Genomic DNA, 16,078 nt, shown 5'->3' with positions numbered 1-16,078 from the left:
TTTTTCCCAAATGCATTTAAGGTCTTCTGGTGCACTATATTCACTTATGAAAACTTGGTGACCTGCTTGGCTTTGTTTACGGCACCATTCCCAAAATTGCTCATGGTCAAAACCGTCTCTGTATTTCGTGGTGAACGCATAAGGTGGATGACAATAAATAACATTATTTTCAGGTATTTCTAAATCTAAATACGATTTACAAGATAATTGTACTCCTGTTAAGCTAGGCACTTGTTTAGTAATGTTTCTACAATGCTCAGACCAATAATCACGCTTGCCTTGTTTATCACGTCGGTAGCCGGCAAACCATTAACCACCAAACGAGTTATAACCCACATAAGCCACTAAATGTTTTGGATATTATTCTTGGTTGTTTTTATTGTATCGGTATTCCTCCTCACTGATCGATTGTGGCGGATCCCAACCGTCATAAATTAAGGCTTGCCACATCGCCATGAGCTCCTATGCTGGTCATTGGCTATTCGCATACCATCAACCTTATCTGTCATATTCATACCACCTGCAAAGGGCTCTAAATAGACTTGGTTAGGCTTCCTATCCTTTAATATAATGGGTAATAAATCTTTGGCAAACCGTGCCTTACTGCCCATATATTTCATGCGTTGGTTTTGATTGTTTTAATAAAATCGCGGAATATCTAATTGGTATTCTGTCAATAAATTCAACTTTAAAAATAGACGTTTCATCTTATACCTCTTTATTTTTAGGTTGAACTAAAGTTGTAATCGTAAAGGCTAAAAGCGCTGGTAAAACCCAACCTAAACTATGCTTTGCGAGAGGAATGTACGCTGTGATACTTTGCAATTGTTCGGATGGACGCACAAAGCCAATTACGTCTGGTAAGCTAAATACAAAGGTTACCAAAACCACAACTCTAAACACCAATGGTGTGGCCACTTTATCTGATAGTACATTCAATAAAATCAACACTATGGTAATTGGATATATAAATAGGAGTATAGGATAGGCTATAATAATAATAGAATGGAAATCTAATTGTCCAACTCCGACTCCTGCTAAACAGGCTATAACCGCTGTAGCCACATATGCCGTTTGGGATTTATGAAACAAACCTCTAAAGTAATCTGCAGTACCTGCTACAACACCAACAGCTGTCGTAAAACAGGCCAATGAAATTAGAATACTCAACACTGTATTTCCAAAATTACCTAATGCAGCAATACTAATACCACGTAATAAATTAGCACGCTGCATGTCTGTACTTAACGCTGCATCAATATTTATTTGCGAGCCATAATAGGCCCCAACGGCAATAAGACCTGCATAAATAAGAAACAATCCAGATCCTGCTATAAAACCAGATTGACGTATCAGTTTTCGTTTAGATTCAAACTGACTCACCTTCATATTTTTAAATTTCAGCGACACGATGATCACAGCACCAACCACAACAGCTCCAATAGCATCAAAGGTCTGATAGCCTTCCAAAATACCTGAAACAATTGGTGTCTCAAAAGATGATGCTCCAGTAGCTAAGGAAGAAGAAAACAAACCAATACATATCACCACTAATAACATGATGACGATAAACGGTGTTAAAAATTTACCGATCAGATTCAGGATTTTTGAACGATTTAGCACAAACACTAAAACCAAAGCAAAGTAAATACTACTGGTTAACAATGGGCTTGTTCCAAAGACAGGATGTATGGCAATTTCGTGCGTAGCAGAAGCTGTTCTTGGGGATGGAATGGCCACTGAAATTAGATATACAATGACGCAATACACTGAGCTAAACCAAGGAGCAACCTTCTTCCCAAAATCGTACATGGTCCCTTGCAATTTAGCATGGGCTAAAATGCCAATAATAGGAATAACTACTGCCGTAATCATAAAACCCACAGCAACCCAAAGCCAACTATCACCAGAATTGTAGCCCAATAATGGAGGTAACAACAAATTTCCAGCTCCAAAAAACAGCGAGAAAAGTGCAAAACTTGTAACTAAAAGTTCTTTACGTTGAATATTCACCTAGTTGGTCTTAACGAGTTCTAAATCGTGAAAGTCGAAACTAAAATCGGTAATCGGCGCTATGTATTTCATACTCGCGGAAACCGCTTCGCCTTTTTCATTAAAGGTAAATTGCACAAAGACATCGGCATCATAACTTCTATTGTTCCACTTCGCCACGTAGGTGGTCGTATTATATGGTAATAATTCGCCAAATAAAACTGGAGAGCGTTTACTCTTGATATTGTAATTATTGCCATCATAAGAAATCATAATATCACCAAACCAATCATCCGTGTATGTACCAACAATGTTTTCTGATTTAGGAAGCGTAGTATTGCCTTTCATTTTCTCAGTCTTGCTATAAACCGCTGCTTTAATACTGTCGTTATACTTAAGGTAATCTGCATTACGCTCACCAAGCATTTTTAACCAACCTCTATCTTCGTAACCCAAGTAAGTATCTTTAATCGTATTGGTTATGGTATTAAAAGCCGAACCATTCATTTGATTGGTTAACACCACAATGGCCAAATCTAAATCTGGAATCATAGTGAACTGAGTTACCGTTCCTAATAAGCCACCTGTATGGTATACTTGCTTATGTCCGCCTTTAACATCTGTTACAAACCAACCTAAACCGTAGCCTCTAAAATTTGAATTATACCAATCGCCAGATCTAACTGTTAATGGAGTTTGCAATTGCCATAACTCATGAAATAATTGAGCATCTAATAAGCGTTCCCCATTTTCCGTAACCGCATCGTTCATTAAGAATTTGGCCCATGTCATCATATCATGAACATTACTTACGATGCCTCCTGCTGCATTAGCAGTCTCACTCCAATCGTGTGGAATCTGAATCACCTTTCCTTCAGCTCTGGTATGTGCATCAATAATATTAGACTTATCAGTAACTCTATTGTAAGATGCTTTTGAGTTAAGCATCCCAACGGGCTTCATGATTTTAGTTTCAATAAAGTCTTCCCATGATAACCCACTCACACGTTTTAAAACTTCACCAGCAATAATGAACATGTTGTTATTGTATGCAAATTTGCTTCTGAAAGAGGTTTCTGGCTCTAAGTATTTTACATTATTAATGACATCTTTAACCGTGAAATCATTCCCTTCAGGAAAGAACATAAGATCTCCGGCTCCAAGTCCCATACCACTGCGATGTGTTACTAAATCTCTAACCGTAAAGTGCTCAGTGACCCATGGATCATGCAATTGAAATTCTGGAATATATTTACGAACAGGATCATCCCAATTGAGCTTACCAGCATCTACCATCATTGCCAAAGCAAAACAGGTAAACCCTTTACTATTGGACGCCACACCAACTAAGGTTTCAGAATTCATGTCTTTGCCTGTTGTTAAAGACCGTACTCCATAACCTTTAGCATATACTTCTTTGCCATCTTTATAAATACCTACTGAAATTCCAGGTACCTCATAAGTGGATAAGGTTTCTTGAATGAGTTTATCTAACTTGGATTCTTCAATTTGTGCAGTAAGAGAAATACTGTTTAAAACTAAAACCGAGACTAATAATCGCTTTAAAATCATTTGATTTTTGATTTGTTGTGAATAGCATCAAATATAATAAAATGTTACTCAGAAAAGCAGGTCAATACTACAATCAAAACATATCTTTGCATCTATGATTGTAGCATATAAAAACAGTACGATTTATTATACGGATAATGGTGAAGGACCAGCCGTTGTGCTCTTGCATGGCTTTTTAGAAACAAGCGCTATGTGGGTGGATTTTATTCCAGAATTATCTAAGAATAATCGTGTAATCTGTATTGATTTATTAGGTCATGGCCAGACCGATTGTATTGGTTATGTTCACACTATGGAAGCTATGGCAGATGCTTTGCGTGCTGTTTTGTATGAACTAAATATTGTTAAGGCGAAAATCATAGGGCATTCCATGGGTGGTTATGTTGCACTAGCCCTGGCAGAACAAGAACCAGCATTAGTAGAGAGTTTATGCCTCATGAATTCTACATTTGAAGCAGATGATGATGATAGAAAAGCATTACGAGCAAGAGCTAATGAGATGGTAAAATCGAATTTTGAAAACATGGTACGTATGTCTTTTGCTAATCTATTTGCGGCAGAAAGCAAGATGAAGTTTAAGAGCGCCTATGAATCAGCACTTGAAATTGCCTTAGAAACTCCTGTACAAGGTTACATTGCTGCCAATGAAGGAATGCGATTACGACCAAATCGTTTGGAAGTCTTTAAAAAAGTTAAAGGAAAACAACTTCTTATTTTAGGACAAAAAGATATTTTGATTAGTGTGAAAAACCTCAAATCTCAGACCAAGGATACCAAGATTATACTTGAAGAATTATCAGAAGGCCACATGAGTCATATTGAAAATAAATCAGATTTATCTTACTTATTATTACGTTTCATCGAAAAATGAAACCTTTTAGCGTTTTGATATTATTTATTTTTCTAAGTTTAAAGGACAAAAACTCAAAAAAACTAATACAACCTGCTTATGCCTGCAAAATTATACTGCGATTTTTTTGGTCATGATTACAAAATGACAAAGAAAGTAACCAATCATGTTAAAGAATACACTTGTACACGTTGTAACAAACAATTAACTACCAACAGCAACGGCAAACTTATAGAATTAACCCCAAAATACCGAGAGATAAATACCACTCTAGAACGTATCTACAACAACAGACTAATGCGTTCAAAGCGAAAAACAATCAGTTCATCGATTTGTTGATTGTTAATAACTTGTGAACAACTTGTTTTATTATATTTAAGTTCCTAATAATAACTTTAATTCCTATAAGACAAATTAATAATGAAAAATGTTATTTGTTCACTAATTGGGCACGACTATAAAATCTCAAAAGTTGTGACATACCATGTTAAAGAATACAAATGTACGCGTTGCAACTCTGAAATGACCATCGATGCAAATGGTAAATTCATTCCCCTAACGCCAAAACACAAAGAAATCAACTCTGTTTTAAATCGTGTTCATATGAAGCGATTAGAAAGAAGTCAGAAGCTTCTTATGATTGATTATTAAGCGCGTTCCATCCCTTAGCAATTATAGCGATTTTTTCATCTGCTCTGGTGACCAAGTGCATACCTTTGTCTTTTTCCGTCATGTAACCAATTACGGTTAAATTTGGATTCCCTTTAATTTTTGGATAATCCTCTTGAGAAACCGTCATTAGCAACTCGTAGTCTTCACCACCGTTTAATGCAATAGTTGTGCTATCAATATTAAATTCTTCACATGTAGAAATCACTTGTGGATCTAATGGAATTTTAGTTTCATAAAGATCAACTCCGACATTACTTTGCTTACAAAGGTGTATGATCTCAGATGATAAACCATCACTAATATCTATCATACTTGTTGGCCTCACCTCTAGCTGTGTTAAAAGTGTAATAATGTCTTTTCTAGCTTCAGGTTTTAATTGGCGCTCTACAATATATGTGTACATCGATAAATCTGGCTGTGAGTTAGGATTAACCTTAAATACCTCCTTCTCCCGCTCTAAAACTTGTAATCCCATATATGCTCCACCAATATCACAAGAAACCACTAACAAGTCATTTGGTTTTGCTCCTGATCTTAAAACAGCATTATCTTTTTCAACTTCTCCTAAAGCAGTAACTGAGATTATTAATCCAGACGTAGAAGACGTTGTGTCACCTCCAACTACATCAACATTATATAGTTTAGCCGCAGTTGTAATTCCGGCATATAATTCCTCTAAAGCCTCGAGTGGAAATCTATTGGACACAGCGATAGAGACTGTAATCTGAGTTGGCATAGCATTCATGGCGCAAATATCAGATAGATTTACCATAACCGCCTTATAGCCTAAATGTTTTAACGGCACATAACTCAAATCAAAATGTACTCCTTCTACCAACAAGTCGGTAGAAATCACTGTTTCTTTATCGCCAAAAGACAATATTGCAGCATCATCACCAATACTTTTAACTGTGGATTTTTGATTTATTTCAAAATGTTTGGTTAGGTGCTCTATGAGTTTAAATTCACCCAACTCGCTCAAAGGCGTACGTTTTGGATTCTTATCTTCTATCATACTGCAAAAATATTATGCTTTTTTAAATAATAGTGGCTTTATGAGCGTTTATTACATACCATTTTCATCGATATGTAAAATTTACTGTAAATTGCTAAAAAAAAAAATTATGAAATTTACTGCCCTATGTAAATCTTTATGCTTAACTATTTTCCTTAGTTTCTTTATTCACGGGTGTTCTAATGAAGATTATGGTGGTAACGCCAATAATGACATTGATAATGATTCCATTGTTAACACATTAGATAATTGTATGTCAGTAGCTAATACTGATCAATTAGATACAGATATCGATGGTATTGGTGATGCTTGTGATGACGACGATGATGATGACGGTATCTTAGATGACGATGATAACTGTCCATTAACTGCCAATCCTAATCAAGAAGATTCTGATAATGATGGCATTGGTGATGCTTGTGACGACAACACTATAGTACCTCAATTTCCATGTATAAACGGTATGGCTAATGGCCATCCTTGTAATGGATTTGACTTAATGAGTCACATTCCAATAGATGTTTTAGGTGGTGCAGGAGCAGAAGGCAATGATTCTTGGGGCTGGACGGACCCAACTACTGGAAAAGAATATGCTTTAGTATGTACAACGAGTGGTTCCGCATTTGTTGACATATCAGATCCTTCTGAACCTATACTATTAGGTACTTTACCAACTGCAACGTCAAATAGTCCGTGGAGAGATATTAAAACTTATAACGATCATGCCTTTATTGTAAGTGAAGCTAGTGGACACGGTATGCAAGTTTTTGATCTTACACGCTTAAGAGATGTTGCTAATCCGCCCGTTACGTTTTCAGCAGATGCTAATTATAATGGTTTTGGAAGTGCTCATAATATAGTTATCAATGAAGATAGTGGATTTGCTTATGCTGTTGGTTCCAACACGTTTAATGGTGGCCCTCATTTTATAAATATTCAAAATCCGACGTCACCAACAGCTGCAGGTGGTTATGCTGATGACGCATACTCTCATGATGCCCAAGTTGTAACCTATAATGGACCAGATACAGATCACGTTGGTAAAGAAATTTTAATTGGTAGTAACGAAAATGAAGTCGTTATTGTAGATGTTACAGACAAAGCTAATCCTGTTCAAATTTCAACTATCGGTTACGATAATATTGGCTACACTCATCAAGGCTGGTTTACTGAAAATATGGAATACTTTCTACTAGGTGATGAAATAGATGAAATTAATTTTGGCATCAACTCAAGAACTGTAGTTTTTGATTTCTCAGATTTAGATGCACCAATGTTTCATATGGATTATTTTGGTCCGACTTCTGCTATAGATCATAATGGTTATGTTGTTGGTAATATTTTTTATGTGGCCAATTATACTGCAGGTCTAAGAGCAGTCGATATTTCAAATCTTGACTCTGGAGTTATGACAGAAATCGGATTCCTAGACACCTTTGTACCGAATGATAATACGGCTTTTAATGGAGCTTGGAATATTTATCCCTTCTTTGAAAGTAGGAATATTATTGTTAGTGATATTGAAGGAGGACTGTACATTGTTAGACCAACAAATTAATATGTATGTCACTAAAAAGGACCTCATACATATGTGGCTTTTTCTCATTGCTTTTATGCTTTAATTGCAGTTCCGACGATTCTTCATCAAGTTCTCCAACTGCTGAGATTTCTTTTGTTAAAACATTAGGAGGTGCAAACAACGATAGTGCACAATCAATTATTGCAACAACCGATGGCGGCTATGCTATATTAGGATATACGCAAAGCAACGATGGAGCTATAACCGATAAACAAGACCAAAGTTTTGACTATTGGGTACTAAAGTTTGACGCACAGGATAATTTACAATGGCAAAAAACTTATGGCGGTTCTAATGATGACAGAGGCAACGCTATTATACAAACATTAGATGGAGGTTTTGCGATTTTAGGCTATAGTTTTAGTAGTGATAGTGATGTTTCAACAAATGCTGGTCTGCAAGATTATTGGTTGGTTAAACTTGATTCAAATGGCAATATCAGCTGGGAGAAATCATTTGGATATCAAGGAGCCGATTCTGGAATATCGCTAATTCAAACCAATGATCAAGGCTATTTAGTCACTGGAATATTAGACATCACCGCTTCTGGAGGACAAGGTAATACCTCAAGAAATTTAGGTAGACATGCAGGAGGTGACTATTGGGCTTTAAAGCTCAGCATTAATGGAGATATTGAATGGAGTCGTTATTTCGGTGGTAACTTCACAGATACTCCCCAAGGCATAGCTCAGACAAATAATGGTGATTTTATTATTGCTGGAAGTTCGGATAGTAACGATACAGACATTTCTTCAAATATCGGTGCTTATGACTTTTGGGTTATCAGAATTGGATCAACCGGAGATTTAATTTGGGAAAAATCATTTGGTGGTGATCAGATTGATGAAGCGCGTGCTATAGTAGCTGCTGATGACGGAAATTTCATTATTACTGGTGATACACGAAGCAGTTCTAATGATGTCACGAAAAATAATGGTGGTGCAGATCTATGGCTTATTAAAATTTCTCCTGATGGTGCCTTGATTTGGGAACGAAATGTCGGAGGAAGTAGTTTTGATGTCGCAAGAGCCATGGTAAAATCTCAGAATAATGATTTAATTCTTTCAGGGAGCTCTCGAAGCAGTGACTTTGATGTTTCAGAAAACAAAGGTCAAAATGACGCATGGATTGTGAAGACAGACACAAATGGAATTTTAGAATGGCAAATAACCGTTGGAGGATCTAATATTGACTTTTCCTACGGCGTGGCCGAATTAAACGATGGTTCTATAATTGCTGTTGGAAATACTACAAGTAGTGATGGTGATATCTTGGATAACAAAGGATTTTCGGACTTATTAATTATTAAGATCAATTAAATGAAAAGGTTATTTATTTATACTATGTTGAGTATTTTTTTCTGGTCATGCAACAGTGATGATCCAAGTGAAGCGCCAAAAGTGTCAACAACTTTTAAATTCATCCATGATTGGGATGGAGCGCTCATTAGAGATTATAATTTTGGTCCTATCCAATACACCACAGCTAATGGAGACCTGATTAGTTTTGAACGCTTTCGCTATGTGATTTCAGATATTACCTTTACAAAAGCTAATGGTGAACAAATAGAATTAGATGTATACAATTTGGTAGATCTCACCACAGAAACCAATATGGAATACACACCAGAAACACGGATAACACCTGGAGACTATAGTAGTGTGTCTTTTACTTTTGGTTTAGACAATGAAGATAATGCTGAGAATTATTTAGACTTAAACTCCGCTAATTTTAACGTACCTGACATGCTAGGGGGAGGTTATCATTACATGCAATTTGACGGGAAATTTATCAACTCTAATATGATGGAACAAGGATTTAATTACCATGCTATAAGAGCGGTCGATAATTCTGGTGCGAATCCAAGCTTTCCTCAAGATACTTTTTTTACAATCGATCTCGGTGCTATTACAATTACCAATGACGTAGAATTTGAGGTAAATGTAAATATTGCAGAATGGTTTAAAACCCCAAACCTATGGGATTTAAATGTCTACAATCAGATGCTAATGCCCAATTCAACAGCGCAAATATTAATGTACGAAAACGGACAAGATGCCTTTAGTTTAGGTAATGTTCTTCAGTAAATTGGGCTCATGACATTAAGGTTGTTCTTCATAATTGGATTGGGTTTTTTCTTAGGTTGTTCTAATGACGATGCGGTTTCCAATTACCAACCCACACCTCAACCACTAGAGATTCCTCAAATTTTTTCAGAGAATATAATTGGCCCTGTTATTCCTTCAGATAACCCTCAAACTGTTGAAGGAGTCGCATTAGGAAAACGCTTATTCTTTGATAGAATTTTATCATCCAACAATACACAATCTTGCGCATCCTGCCATGCACCACAAAATTCATTTACAGATAATACTCCAACGAGTGTTGGAGTTGATGGTGTCTTTGGAACACGTAATTCCATGCCTTTGTTCAATCTGGCTTGGAATTATGAAGAACGATTTGCTTGGGATGGCAAAGAACTTAGCCTAGAACGTCAAGCAGAAGAACCTGTTCAAAATCCAATTGAATTGCACAATAATTGGGAGGATGTGATTGAAAGATTGCAAAATCACCCTGAATATCCAGAATTATTCAGATTGGCATTTAATACCACAACCATAACTAAAACGCTAACAACTAAAGCCATTGCACAATTTGAACGCACCTTAATCTCAGCGAATTCAAAATTCGACAGATACTCGCTAGGCCAAACTAACTTAACAGCTCAAGAGTTAAACGGATTAGACATATTTCTTAGAGAAGACAAAGGAGATTGCTTTCACTGTCATGGTAATCCTAATAATCCGCTTTGGACAGATAACGATTTTCATAATAATGGACTCGATGCCACGTTTTCAGATTTCGGATTAGGTGCTGTAACAGGTGACCCAAATGATAACGGTAAGTTTCGTTCTCCTTCACTTCGTAATCTAGCATTTACAGCTCCATACATGCATGATGGAAGATTTGCGACATTAGATGAGGTCATAAATTTTTATAGTGAAGGGCTACAAGATTCCCCAACTATTGATCCTTTAATGAAACAAATAGAACAAGGTGGCGTACAATTAAGTGCCCAAGAAAAAGCAGATTTAAAAGCATTTTTATTAAGTCTTTCAGACCCATCCTTTGTAAATAATTCTGACTTTCAAAATTAATTTTGTAAGAATATTATATGCAAATTATGTATTTCAACGAATAATTATGATTTTTTGACGTACTTAAGCAACAAATTCACTAAATTTTTAATCCCAATCTATTATTATGAAACCTACTTCGAACAAAGCATTATCATGTGCTGTGCTCGGTCATAATTATGTGAAAGTAAAAGCTAATCTTGACCGAACTACAGAACTCAGATGTCGACATTGTGATATAAAAGTGACCACAGATGTTTCTGGAAACTTTGATCATGGCAATCTATCTAACAAGAATATTCAGTCAACCTTACGACGTTTATTCCATTTAAGCGTCCAACAATCCAAGCCAAACTTTTCTTAACTTCTGTTCGCTTAAACACCTTAGCCTTGAGTCTCATTTTGTTTAAAATCTACAAGTTGTTAATACTCCTTCAAAATCATTAGGCATATCCAGAAATTTTGGGAAGACACCCCTATTTTGTCTTTCTAAAATGTTAACATGTTGTCAAATTAAATCGGTACAGGTGTCTATTTGATCGGAAATTGACCTATGATAAGTAATGTGCGATTTTCTTTACGTAAATTACGTTAAGCCTTAATACTGAAGTAATGAGAAAGTTAAATGAAGTATTACCATGCGCTGTATTTGGACATAACTACATAAAAACAAAAACCTTCATAGACCATACTTCTAGATTGAGTTGCCAAAATTGCGGAACGGTAATTAAAACAGACGCCAAAGGGAATTTTAAAGAAACGGTTTTACCAAGCAAGGATTTGCAACGCATTCTCTACAAATTATATAGCGTTAAGCAAAGATTTTATAGGCCAAAGGTTAGCTAATTTCAAATAAGTATTTCCTATTAAATTATATGCTAATATAATGCTAGTAAATATGGTTTAACCTCAGTTATATCGTATATTTGCATTCAATTTAGAATTAATCTACTTTGACATTATGATTAAAGTTTCTGAACAAGCAAAGAAAAAAGTCGTTGAATTGATGGGCGATGACGGCTATAACCCTGATACAGACTATATTAGAGTTGGTGTAAAAAGTGGTGGGTGTTCTGGTTTGTCGTATGATCTAAAATTTGATAAGGAACAAATCGAAGGCGATAAAGTTTTTGAAGATAATGGTGTAAAAATCATTGTAGACAAAAAGAGCTTTTTATATCTTATTGGAACCACTTTAGAATATTCAGGTGGACTTAATGGTACCGGGTTTGTTTTCAATAATCCCAATGCCAACCGAACCTGTGGTTGTGGAGAATCATTTTCACTTTAAAAATTAGCGATGAGCAAGTATACTGAAGACGATTTAAGAGAAGAATTAAAGACCAAAGAATACGAATACGGGTTTTACACAGATATTGAATCTGAAACATTTCCTAATGGCCTTAACGAAGATATTGTAAGAGCCATATCAAAGAAAAAAGAGGAGCCCGAATGGATGACCGAATGGAGATTAGAGGCTTTTAGAATTTGGCAAGACATGACTGAGCCGGATTGGCCTAATGTTAATTATGAAAAGCCAGACTTTCAAGCCATATCTTATTATTCTGCACCTAATAGCAAACCTAAATACGACAGTTTGGATGAGGTAGATCCTGAATTACTGGCTACTTTCGAAAAACTAGGTATTTCTCTAGATGAGCAAAAAAAATTAGCTGGTGTAGCCATGGATGTGGTGGTTGATTCGGTTTCTGTAGCGACAACATTCAAAAAGACCTTAGCCGAAAAAGGCATCATATTTATGAGTATTTCAGAGGCTATCCAAGAACATCCGGAACTGGTAAAAAAATATCTTGGCACAGTTGTACCTCAAAAAGATAATTTCTATGCAGCTTTAAACTCAGCTGTATTTAGTGATGGTTCCTTTTGTTATATCCCAAAAGGTGTAAAATGTCCAATGGAATTATCCACCTATTTTAGAATTAACCAAGCAGGAACGGGTCAATTTGAAAGAACTTTAGTAGTGGCTGATGAAGGTAGCTATGTCAGTTACCTAGAAGGTTGTACAGCACCAAGTAGAGATGAGAATCAATTACATGCTGCAGTTGTAGAACTTATTGCTTTGGAAGATGCAGAAATCAAATATTCTACAGTACAAAACTGGTATCCAGGTAACTCCGAAGGTAAAGGCGGTGTTTACAATTTTGTAACCAAAAGAGGTTTATGTGAAACCAACGCCAAAATTTCATGGACACAGGTTGAAACAGGATCTGCTGTGACATGGAAATATCCGAGTTGTGTACTAAAAGGTGATAACGCTGTAGGTGAATTTTACTCAATTGCAGTTACTAATAATTTCCAGCAAGCCGATACTGGTACAAAAATGATTCACTTAGGTAAAAACACGAAGTCAACCATTATTTCTAAAGGCATCTCAGCTGGAAAATCTCAAAACTCTTATCGTGGTTTAGTGCAAATTAGCCCAAGGGCAGAAAATGCGCGTAACTTTTCGCAGTGCGATAGTTTGTTAATGGGAAATGAATGTGGCGCACATACATTCCCTTACATAGAAGCCAAAAATAAGTCCGCACAGATAGAACATGAAGCTACAACAAGTAAAATTGGTGAAGATCAAATTTTCTATTGCAATCAACGTGGTATCGATACAGAAAAAGCCATTGCTCTTATTGTTAACGGTTTTAGCAAAGAAGTATTAAACAAATTGCCAATGGAATTTGCAGTTGAAGCTCAAAAGCTTTTAGAAATAAGTTTAGAAGGCTCTGTAGGATAAACCCAATAATAATGAAAAGAATCACATTTTTTTTACTGATATTAGTTAGTATAATAAGCTGCAAAAACGAAACAAAGACAGAGATTAATCTAGAAGAAAACCGTGCAAAATCTTACGATCAAAACGACGGACTAATCACTATGAGAGGTAAGTATGTGTATTTTGATAATGCAGCAGTTTTTCAAACCAATTCCGAAATTTATGGTGTTGTTGTCGACGACAATATGCATCAGTTGGAAGCTCAGGTAAAACCTTTTAAAAATGAAGCCACTGATATGGTTCCTGTAACAGTTCGTGTTAGGAAATTCGAAAAACCAGAAGGAGAAGACGGTTGGCAGTATAGAGTTGAGATTAAAGAAATTTTAATGGTGGAGGCACCGAAAGAAAATAAAGACGACGTTATAAAATTATCAAACGAATAAGATGTTAAAGATAAACAACTTACACGCTAGTGTAGAAGATAAGGCAATATTACGAGGAATAAATCTTGATATAAAACCAGGTGAAGTTCATGCAATTATGGGACCTAACGGTTCTGGAAAAAGTACCTTGGCTTCGGTTGTTGCTGGGAAAGAGGATTATGAAGTTAACGAAGGAGAAATTTTGTTAGACGGTGAAAATATTGACGAATTGGGTGCAGAAGAGCGCGCTCACAAAGGTGTCTTCTTATCATTTCAGTATCCTGTTGAAATTCCTGGAGTAAGTGTTACTAACTTCATTAAGACAGCAATAAACGAAACACGCAAAGCAAAAGGCCTAGAGGATATGCCTGCTAACGAGATGTTAAAGTTAATTCGTGAGAAGTCGCAAATGTTGGAAATTGATCGTAAATTCTTATCACGATCATTAAATGAAGGGTTTTCTGGAGGTGAGAAAAAACGAAACGAAATTTTTCAAATGGCAATGTTAGAGCCAAAACTAGCAATCCTTGACGAAACAGATTCTGGACTGGATATTGATGCTCTAAGAATCGTTGCTAATGGTGTGAATAAGCTAAAATCTAAAGATAATGCGGTAGTTGTAATTACACACTATCAGCGTTTATTGGACTACATCGTTCCAGATCATGTACATGTATTAATGAATGGTAAGATTGTTAAGTCTGGTGGAGCAGAATTAGCACATGAATTAGAGGCTAAGGGATACGATTGGATAAAAGAAGAAGTAAACGCTTAACATCATAAAGCAGATGGAATTAAAAGAAAAGTTAATGTCTTCATTTATGGCGTTTGAGAATACAGTAGACATTGATTCTCCTGTTCATGATATAAGAACTGAAGCCATAAAGCACTTTGAAAATGAAGGATTTCCAACGAAACGTCAAGAAGCTTGGAAGTATACCTCACTAAATGCTGTCTTAAAGCATAATTATAGCGTGTTTCCAAAGCACGAAGATGCTTTAGAATTTAAAGATGTTAAGAAGTACTTTATCCACGATATTGATTCTTATAAAATCATCTTTATCGATGGAAAATATTCATCACATCTTTCTCAAACAACGCATGACGCCATTGATGTATGCTTAATGTCTTCGGCATTAACTAAGCCAAAGTACAGGCTTATCATTGAAAATTATTTCAATAAAATTGCAACAACAGATGGCTTATCATCATTAAATACTGCTTTCTCTGCAGAAGGTGCTTACATTCATATCCCAAAGAACAAGTTAGTAGAAAAGCCGATTCAAATCATTCACTTTTCTACAGGGAATGAAGCAGCCTTAATGCTACAACCACGAAACTTGGTTGTAGTCGATGAAAACTCTCATGTACAAATTATAGAGCGTCATCAAAGTTTAACAGACAATCCCGTTTTAACTAATAGTGTCACAGAAATTTTTGCCAATAAACGTGCTATTGTAGACTATTATAAAATTCAAAATGACCGAGAAACGGCCTCCTTAATAGATAACACCTTCATTAACCAGAAACAAGAAAGTATTGCTAAAGTACATACTTTCTCTTTTGGTGGAAAGTTGACTCGAAATAATCTTAATTTCTACCAAAATGGTGAACGATTAGATTCAACAATGAAAGGCATCACAATTATTGGGAATAAACAACATGTAGACCACAATACTCTAGTACACCATATTGAACCAAATTGTGAAAGTCATCAAGATTATAAAGGCATTTTTAATGATAATGCCACTGGTGTTTTTAATGGTAAAGTTATCGTAGAAAAAGAAGCACAAAAAACAAATGCCTTTCAGGCTAATAACAACATTTTGGTTAGTGACAAGGCTAGTATAAACACCAAACCTCAACTCGAAATTTTTGCTGATGACGTTAGGTGTTCTCATGGCTGTACCATAGGCCAGCTCGACGAAAGTGCTATGTTCTATTTGCGTTCTCGTGGTATTCCTGAAAAAGAAGCCAGAGCCTTATTAATGTTTGCGTTTAGTAATAATGTTTTAGATTCAGTAAAGATTCCAGAGATTAAGAACAGAATTACAAAAATTATAGCAAACAAACTTGGTGTAAATATTGGGTTTGACCTATAAATAAATAAT

Annotated in this window: 19 protein-coding genes; 14 read left to right on the top strand and 5 right to left on the bottom strand. The window is 35.8% G+C overall.

The features are described from left to right. The 4 genes from HRU49_RS06080 to HRU49_RS06065 form a co-directional block, all read right to left on the bottom strand. A partial coding sequence (locus tag HRU49_RS06080; RefSeq protein ID WP_296355199.1) for a hypothetical protein occupies positions 1–231 on the bottom strand: 231 nt, incomplete at its 3' end. Between the two features lie 203 nt (positions 232–434). Further along, positions 435–620, bottom strand: coding sequence for a hypothetical protein (locus HRU49_RS06075; protein ID WP_296355197.1), 186 nt, complete (start codon positions 618–620; stop codon positions 435–437). An 88-nt stretch (positions 621–708) separates the two neighbouring features. Continuing rightward, positions 709–2,013, bottom strand: coding sequence for a branched-chain amino acid transport system II carrier protein (gene brnQ, locus HRU49_RS06070; protein ID WP_296355195.1), 1,305 nt, complete (start codon positions 2,011–2,013; stop codon positions 709–711). Next, entirely contained in the window at positions 2,014–3,564 is a 1,551-nt protein-coding gene (locus tag HRU49_RS06065; protein WP_296355193.1) for a serine hydrolase, read from the bottom strand. A 94-nt stretch (positions 3,565–3,658) separates the two neighbouring features. Here HRU49_RS06065 and HRU49_RS06060 point away from each other — a divergent pair, with 94 nt between their 5' ends. The 3 genes from HRU49_RS06060 (at position 3,659) to HRU49_RS06050 (ending at position 5,065) form a co-directional block, all read left to right on the top strand. After that, positions 3,659–4,435, top strand: a complete 777-nt coding sequence (locus tag HRU49_RS06060; protein WP_296355191.1) for an alpha/beta hydrolase — start codon at positions 3,659–3,661, stop codon at positions 4,433–4,435. A gap of 78 nt (positions 4,436–4,513) precedes the next feature. Further along, the gene (locus HRU49_RS06055; protein ID WP_296355189.1) at positions 4,514–4,753 is read left to right on the top strand and encodes a DUF1660 family phage protein; all 240 of its coding nucleotides are present in this window, start codon (positions 4,514–4,516) and stop codon (positions 4,751–4,753) included. Between the two features lie 81 nt (positions 4,754–4,834). After that, on the top strand, positions 4,835–5,065 hold the full coding sequence (locus HRU49_RS06050; RefSeq protein ID WP_296355187.1) for a hypothetical protein: 231 nt from the start codon (positions 4,835–4,837) through the stop codon (positions 5,063–5,065). Here HRU49_RS06050 and thiL read toward each other — a convergent pair. Then, positions 5,049–6,101, bottom strand: coding sequence for a thiamine-phosphate kinase (thiL, locus tag HRU49_RS06045; protein ID WP_296355184.1), 1,053 nt, complete (start codon positions 6,099–6,101; stop codon positions 5,049–5,051). The genes HRU49_RS06050 and thiL overlap by 17 nt on opposite strands. Positions 6,102–6,210: 109 nt before the next feature. Between thiL and HRU49_RS06040 the strand changes: the two genes are divergently transcribed. From HRU49_RS06040 to sufD, 11 genes are all read left to right on the top strand, one after another. Then, positions 6,211–7,659, top strand: a complete 1,449-nt coding sequence (locus HRU49_RS06040) for a choice-of-anchor B family protein (protein ID WP_296355182.1) — start codon at positions 6,211–6,213, stop codon at positions 7,657–7,659. A 5-nt stretch (positions 7,660–7,664) separates the two neighbouring features. Beyond that, positions 7,665–8,999 (top strand): hypothetical protein, encoded by a 1,335-nt coding sequence (locus tag HRU49_RS06035; RefSeq protein WP_296355179.1) that lies wholly within the window; start codon positions 7,665–7,667, stop codon positions 8,997–8,999. After that, positions 9,000–9,767, top strand: coding sequence for an MbnP family protein (locus HRU49_RS06030; RefSeq protein WP_296355177.1), 768 nt, complete (start codon positions 9,000–9,002; stop codon positions 9,765–9,767). 9 nt (positions 9,768–9,776) lie between these two features. Next, positions 9,777–10,838 (top strand): cytochrome c peroxidase, encoded by a 1,062-nt coding sequence (locus HRU49_RS06025; RefSeq protein ID WP_296355176.1) that lies wholly within the window; start codon positions 9,777–9,779, stop codon positions 10,836–10,838. A 106-nt stretch (positions 10,839–10,944) separates the two neighbouring features. Next, positions 10,945–11,181: a hypothetical protein gene (locus HRU49_RS06020; RefSeq protein WP_296355173.1), complete on the top strand. Its 237-nt coding sequence runs from the start codon at positions 10,945–10,947 to the stop codon at positions 11,179–11,181. Between the two features lie 248 nt (positions 11,182–11,429). Next, positions 11,430–11,663, top strand: a complete 234-nt coding sequence (locus HRU49_RS06015) for a hypothetical protein (RefSeq protein WP_296355171.1) — start codon at positions 11,430–11,432, stop codon at positions 11,661–11,663. Positions 11,664–11,778: 115 nt separating this feature from the next. After that, the gene (locus HRU49_RS06010) at positions 11,779–12,108 is read left to right on the top strand and encodes an iron-sulfur cluster assembly accessory protein (RefSeq protein ID WP_296355168.1); all 330 of its coding nucleotides are present in this window, start codon (positions 11,779–11,781) and stop codon (positions 12,106–12,108) included. Positions 12,109–12,117: 9 nt separating this feature from the next. Further along, the gene (sufB, locus tag HRU49_RS06005) at positions 12,118–13,566 is read left to right on the top strand and encodes a Fe-S cluster assembly protein SufB (RefSeq protein WP_296355166.1); all 1,449 of its coding nucleotides are present in this window, start codon (positions 12,118–12,120) and stop codon (positions 13,564–13,566) included. Positions 13,567–13,577: 11 nt separating this feature from the next. Beyond that, complete coding sequence (locus HRU49_RS06000) at positions 13,578–13,988, top strand: hypothetical protein (RefSeq protein WP_296355164.1); 411 nt, start codon at positions 13,578–13,580, stop codon at positions 13,986–13,988. A 1-nt stretch (position 13,989) separates the two neighbouring features. Continuing rightward, positions 13,990–14,742, top strand: a complete 753-nt coding sequence (sufC, locus tag HRU49_RS05995) for a Fe-S cluster assembly ATPase SufC (protein ID WP_296355162.1) — start codon at positions 13,990–13,992, stop codon at positions 14,740–14,742. A 13-nt stretch (positions 14,743–14,755) separates the two neighbouring features. Continuing rightward, on the top strand, positions 14,756–16,069 hold the full coding sequence (gene sufD, locus HRU49_RS05990; protein ID WP_296355160.1) for a Fe-S cluster assembly protein SufD: 1,314 nt from the start codon (positions 14,756–14,758) through the stop codon (positions 16,067–16,069). Positions 16,070–16,078: the final 9 nt, after the last annotated feature.

It is taken from the genome of Winogradskyella sp., from assembly GCF_013213975.1.
Classification (GTDB): domain Bacteria; phylum Bacteroidota; class Bacteroidia; order Flavobacteriales; family Flavobacteriaceae; genus Winogradskyella.
This window is presented reverse-complemented; position numbering and strand designations above follow the sequence as displayed.

What these genes read in the sequence shown, in the direction of transcription:
- HRU49_RS06075 (WP_296355197.1), bottom strand. Translation starts at nt 620, where the DNA reads ATGAAATATATGGGCAGTAAGGCACGGTTTGCCAAAGATTTATTACCC.
- HRU49_RS06065 (WP_296355193.1), bottom strand. Translation starts at nt 3,564, where the DNA reads ATGATTTTAAAGCGATTATTAGTCTCGGTTTTAGTTTTAAACAGTATT.
- HRU49_RS06060 (WP_296355191.1), top strand. Translation starts at nt 3,659, where the DNA reads ATGATTGTAGCATATAAAAACAGTACGATTTATTATACGGATAATGGT.
- HRU49_RS06055 (WP_296355189.1), top strand. Translation starts at nt 4,514, where the DNA reads ATGCCTGCAAAATTATACTGCGATTTTTTTGGTCATGATTACAAAATG.
- HRU49_RS06050 (WP_296355187.1), top strand. Translation starts at nt 4,835, where the DNA reads ATGAAAAATGTTATTTGTTCACTAATTGGGCACGACTATAAAATCTCA.
- thiL (WP_296355184.1), bottom strand. Translation starts at nt 6,101, where the DNA reads ATGATAGAAGATAAGAATCCAAAACGTACGCCTTTGAGCGAGTTGGGT.
- HRU49_RS06040 (WP_296355182.1), top strand. Translation starts at nt 6,211, where the DNA reads ATGAAATTTACTGCCCTATGTAAATCTTTATGCTTAACTATTTTCCTT.
- HRU49_RS06035 (WP_296355179.1), top strand. Translation starts at nt 7,665, where the DNA reads ATGTCACTAAAAAGGACCTCATACATATGTGGCTTTTTCTCATTGCTT.
- HRU49_RS06030 (WP_296355177.1), top strand. Translation starts at nt 9,000, where the DNA reads ATGAAAAGGTTATTTATTTATACTATGTTGAGTATTTTTTTCTGGTCA.
- HRU49_RS06025 (WP_296355176.1), top strand. Translation starts at nt 9,777, where the DNA reads ATGACATTAAGGTTGTTCTTCATAATTGGATTGGGTTTTTTCTTAGGT.
- HRU49_RS06020 (WP_296355173.1), top strand. Translation starts at nt 10,945, where the DNA reads ATGAAACCTACTTCGAACAAAGCATTATCATGTGCTGTGCTCGGTCAT.
- HRU49_RS06015 (WP_296355171.1), top strand. Translation starts at nt 11,430, where the DNA reads ATGAGAAAGTTAAATGAAGTATTACCATGCGCTGTATTTGGACATAAC.
- HRU49_RS06010 (WP_296355168.1), top strand. Translation starts at nt 11,779, where the DNA reads ATGATTAAAGTTTCTGAACAAGCAAAGAAAAAAGTCGTTGAATTGATG.
- sufB (WP_296355166.1), top strand. Translation starts at nt 12,118, where the DNA reads ATGAGCAAGTATACTGAAGACGATTTAAGAGAAGAATTAAAGACCAAA.
- HRU49_RS06000 (WP_296355164.1), top strand. Translation starts at nt 13,578, where the DNA reads ATGAAAAGAATCACATTTTTTTTACTGATATTAGTTAGTATAATAAGC.
- sufC (WP_296355162.1), top strand. Translation starts at nt 13,990, where the DNA reads ATGTTAAAGATAAACAACTTACACGCTAGTGTAGAAGATAAGGCAATA.
- sufD (WP_296355160.1), top strand. Translation starts at nt 14,756, where the DNA reads ATGGAATTAAAAGAAAAGTTAATGTCTTCATTTATGGCGTTTGAGAAT.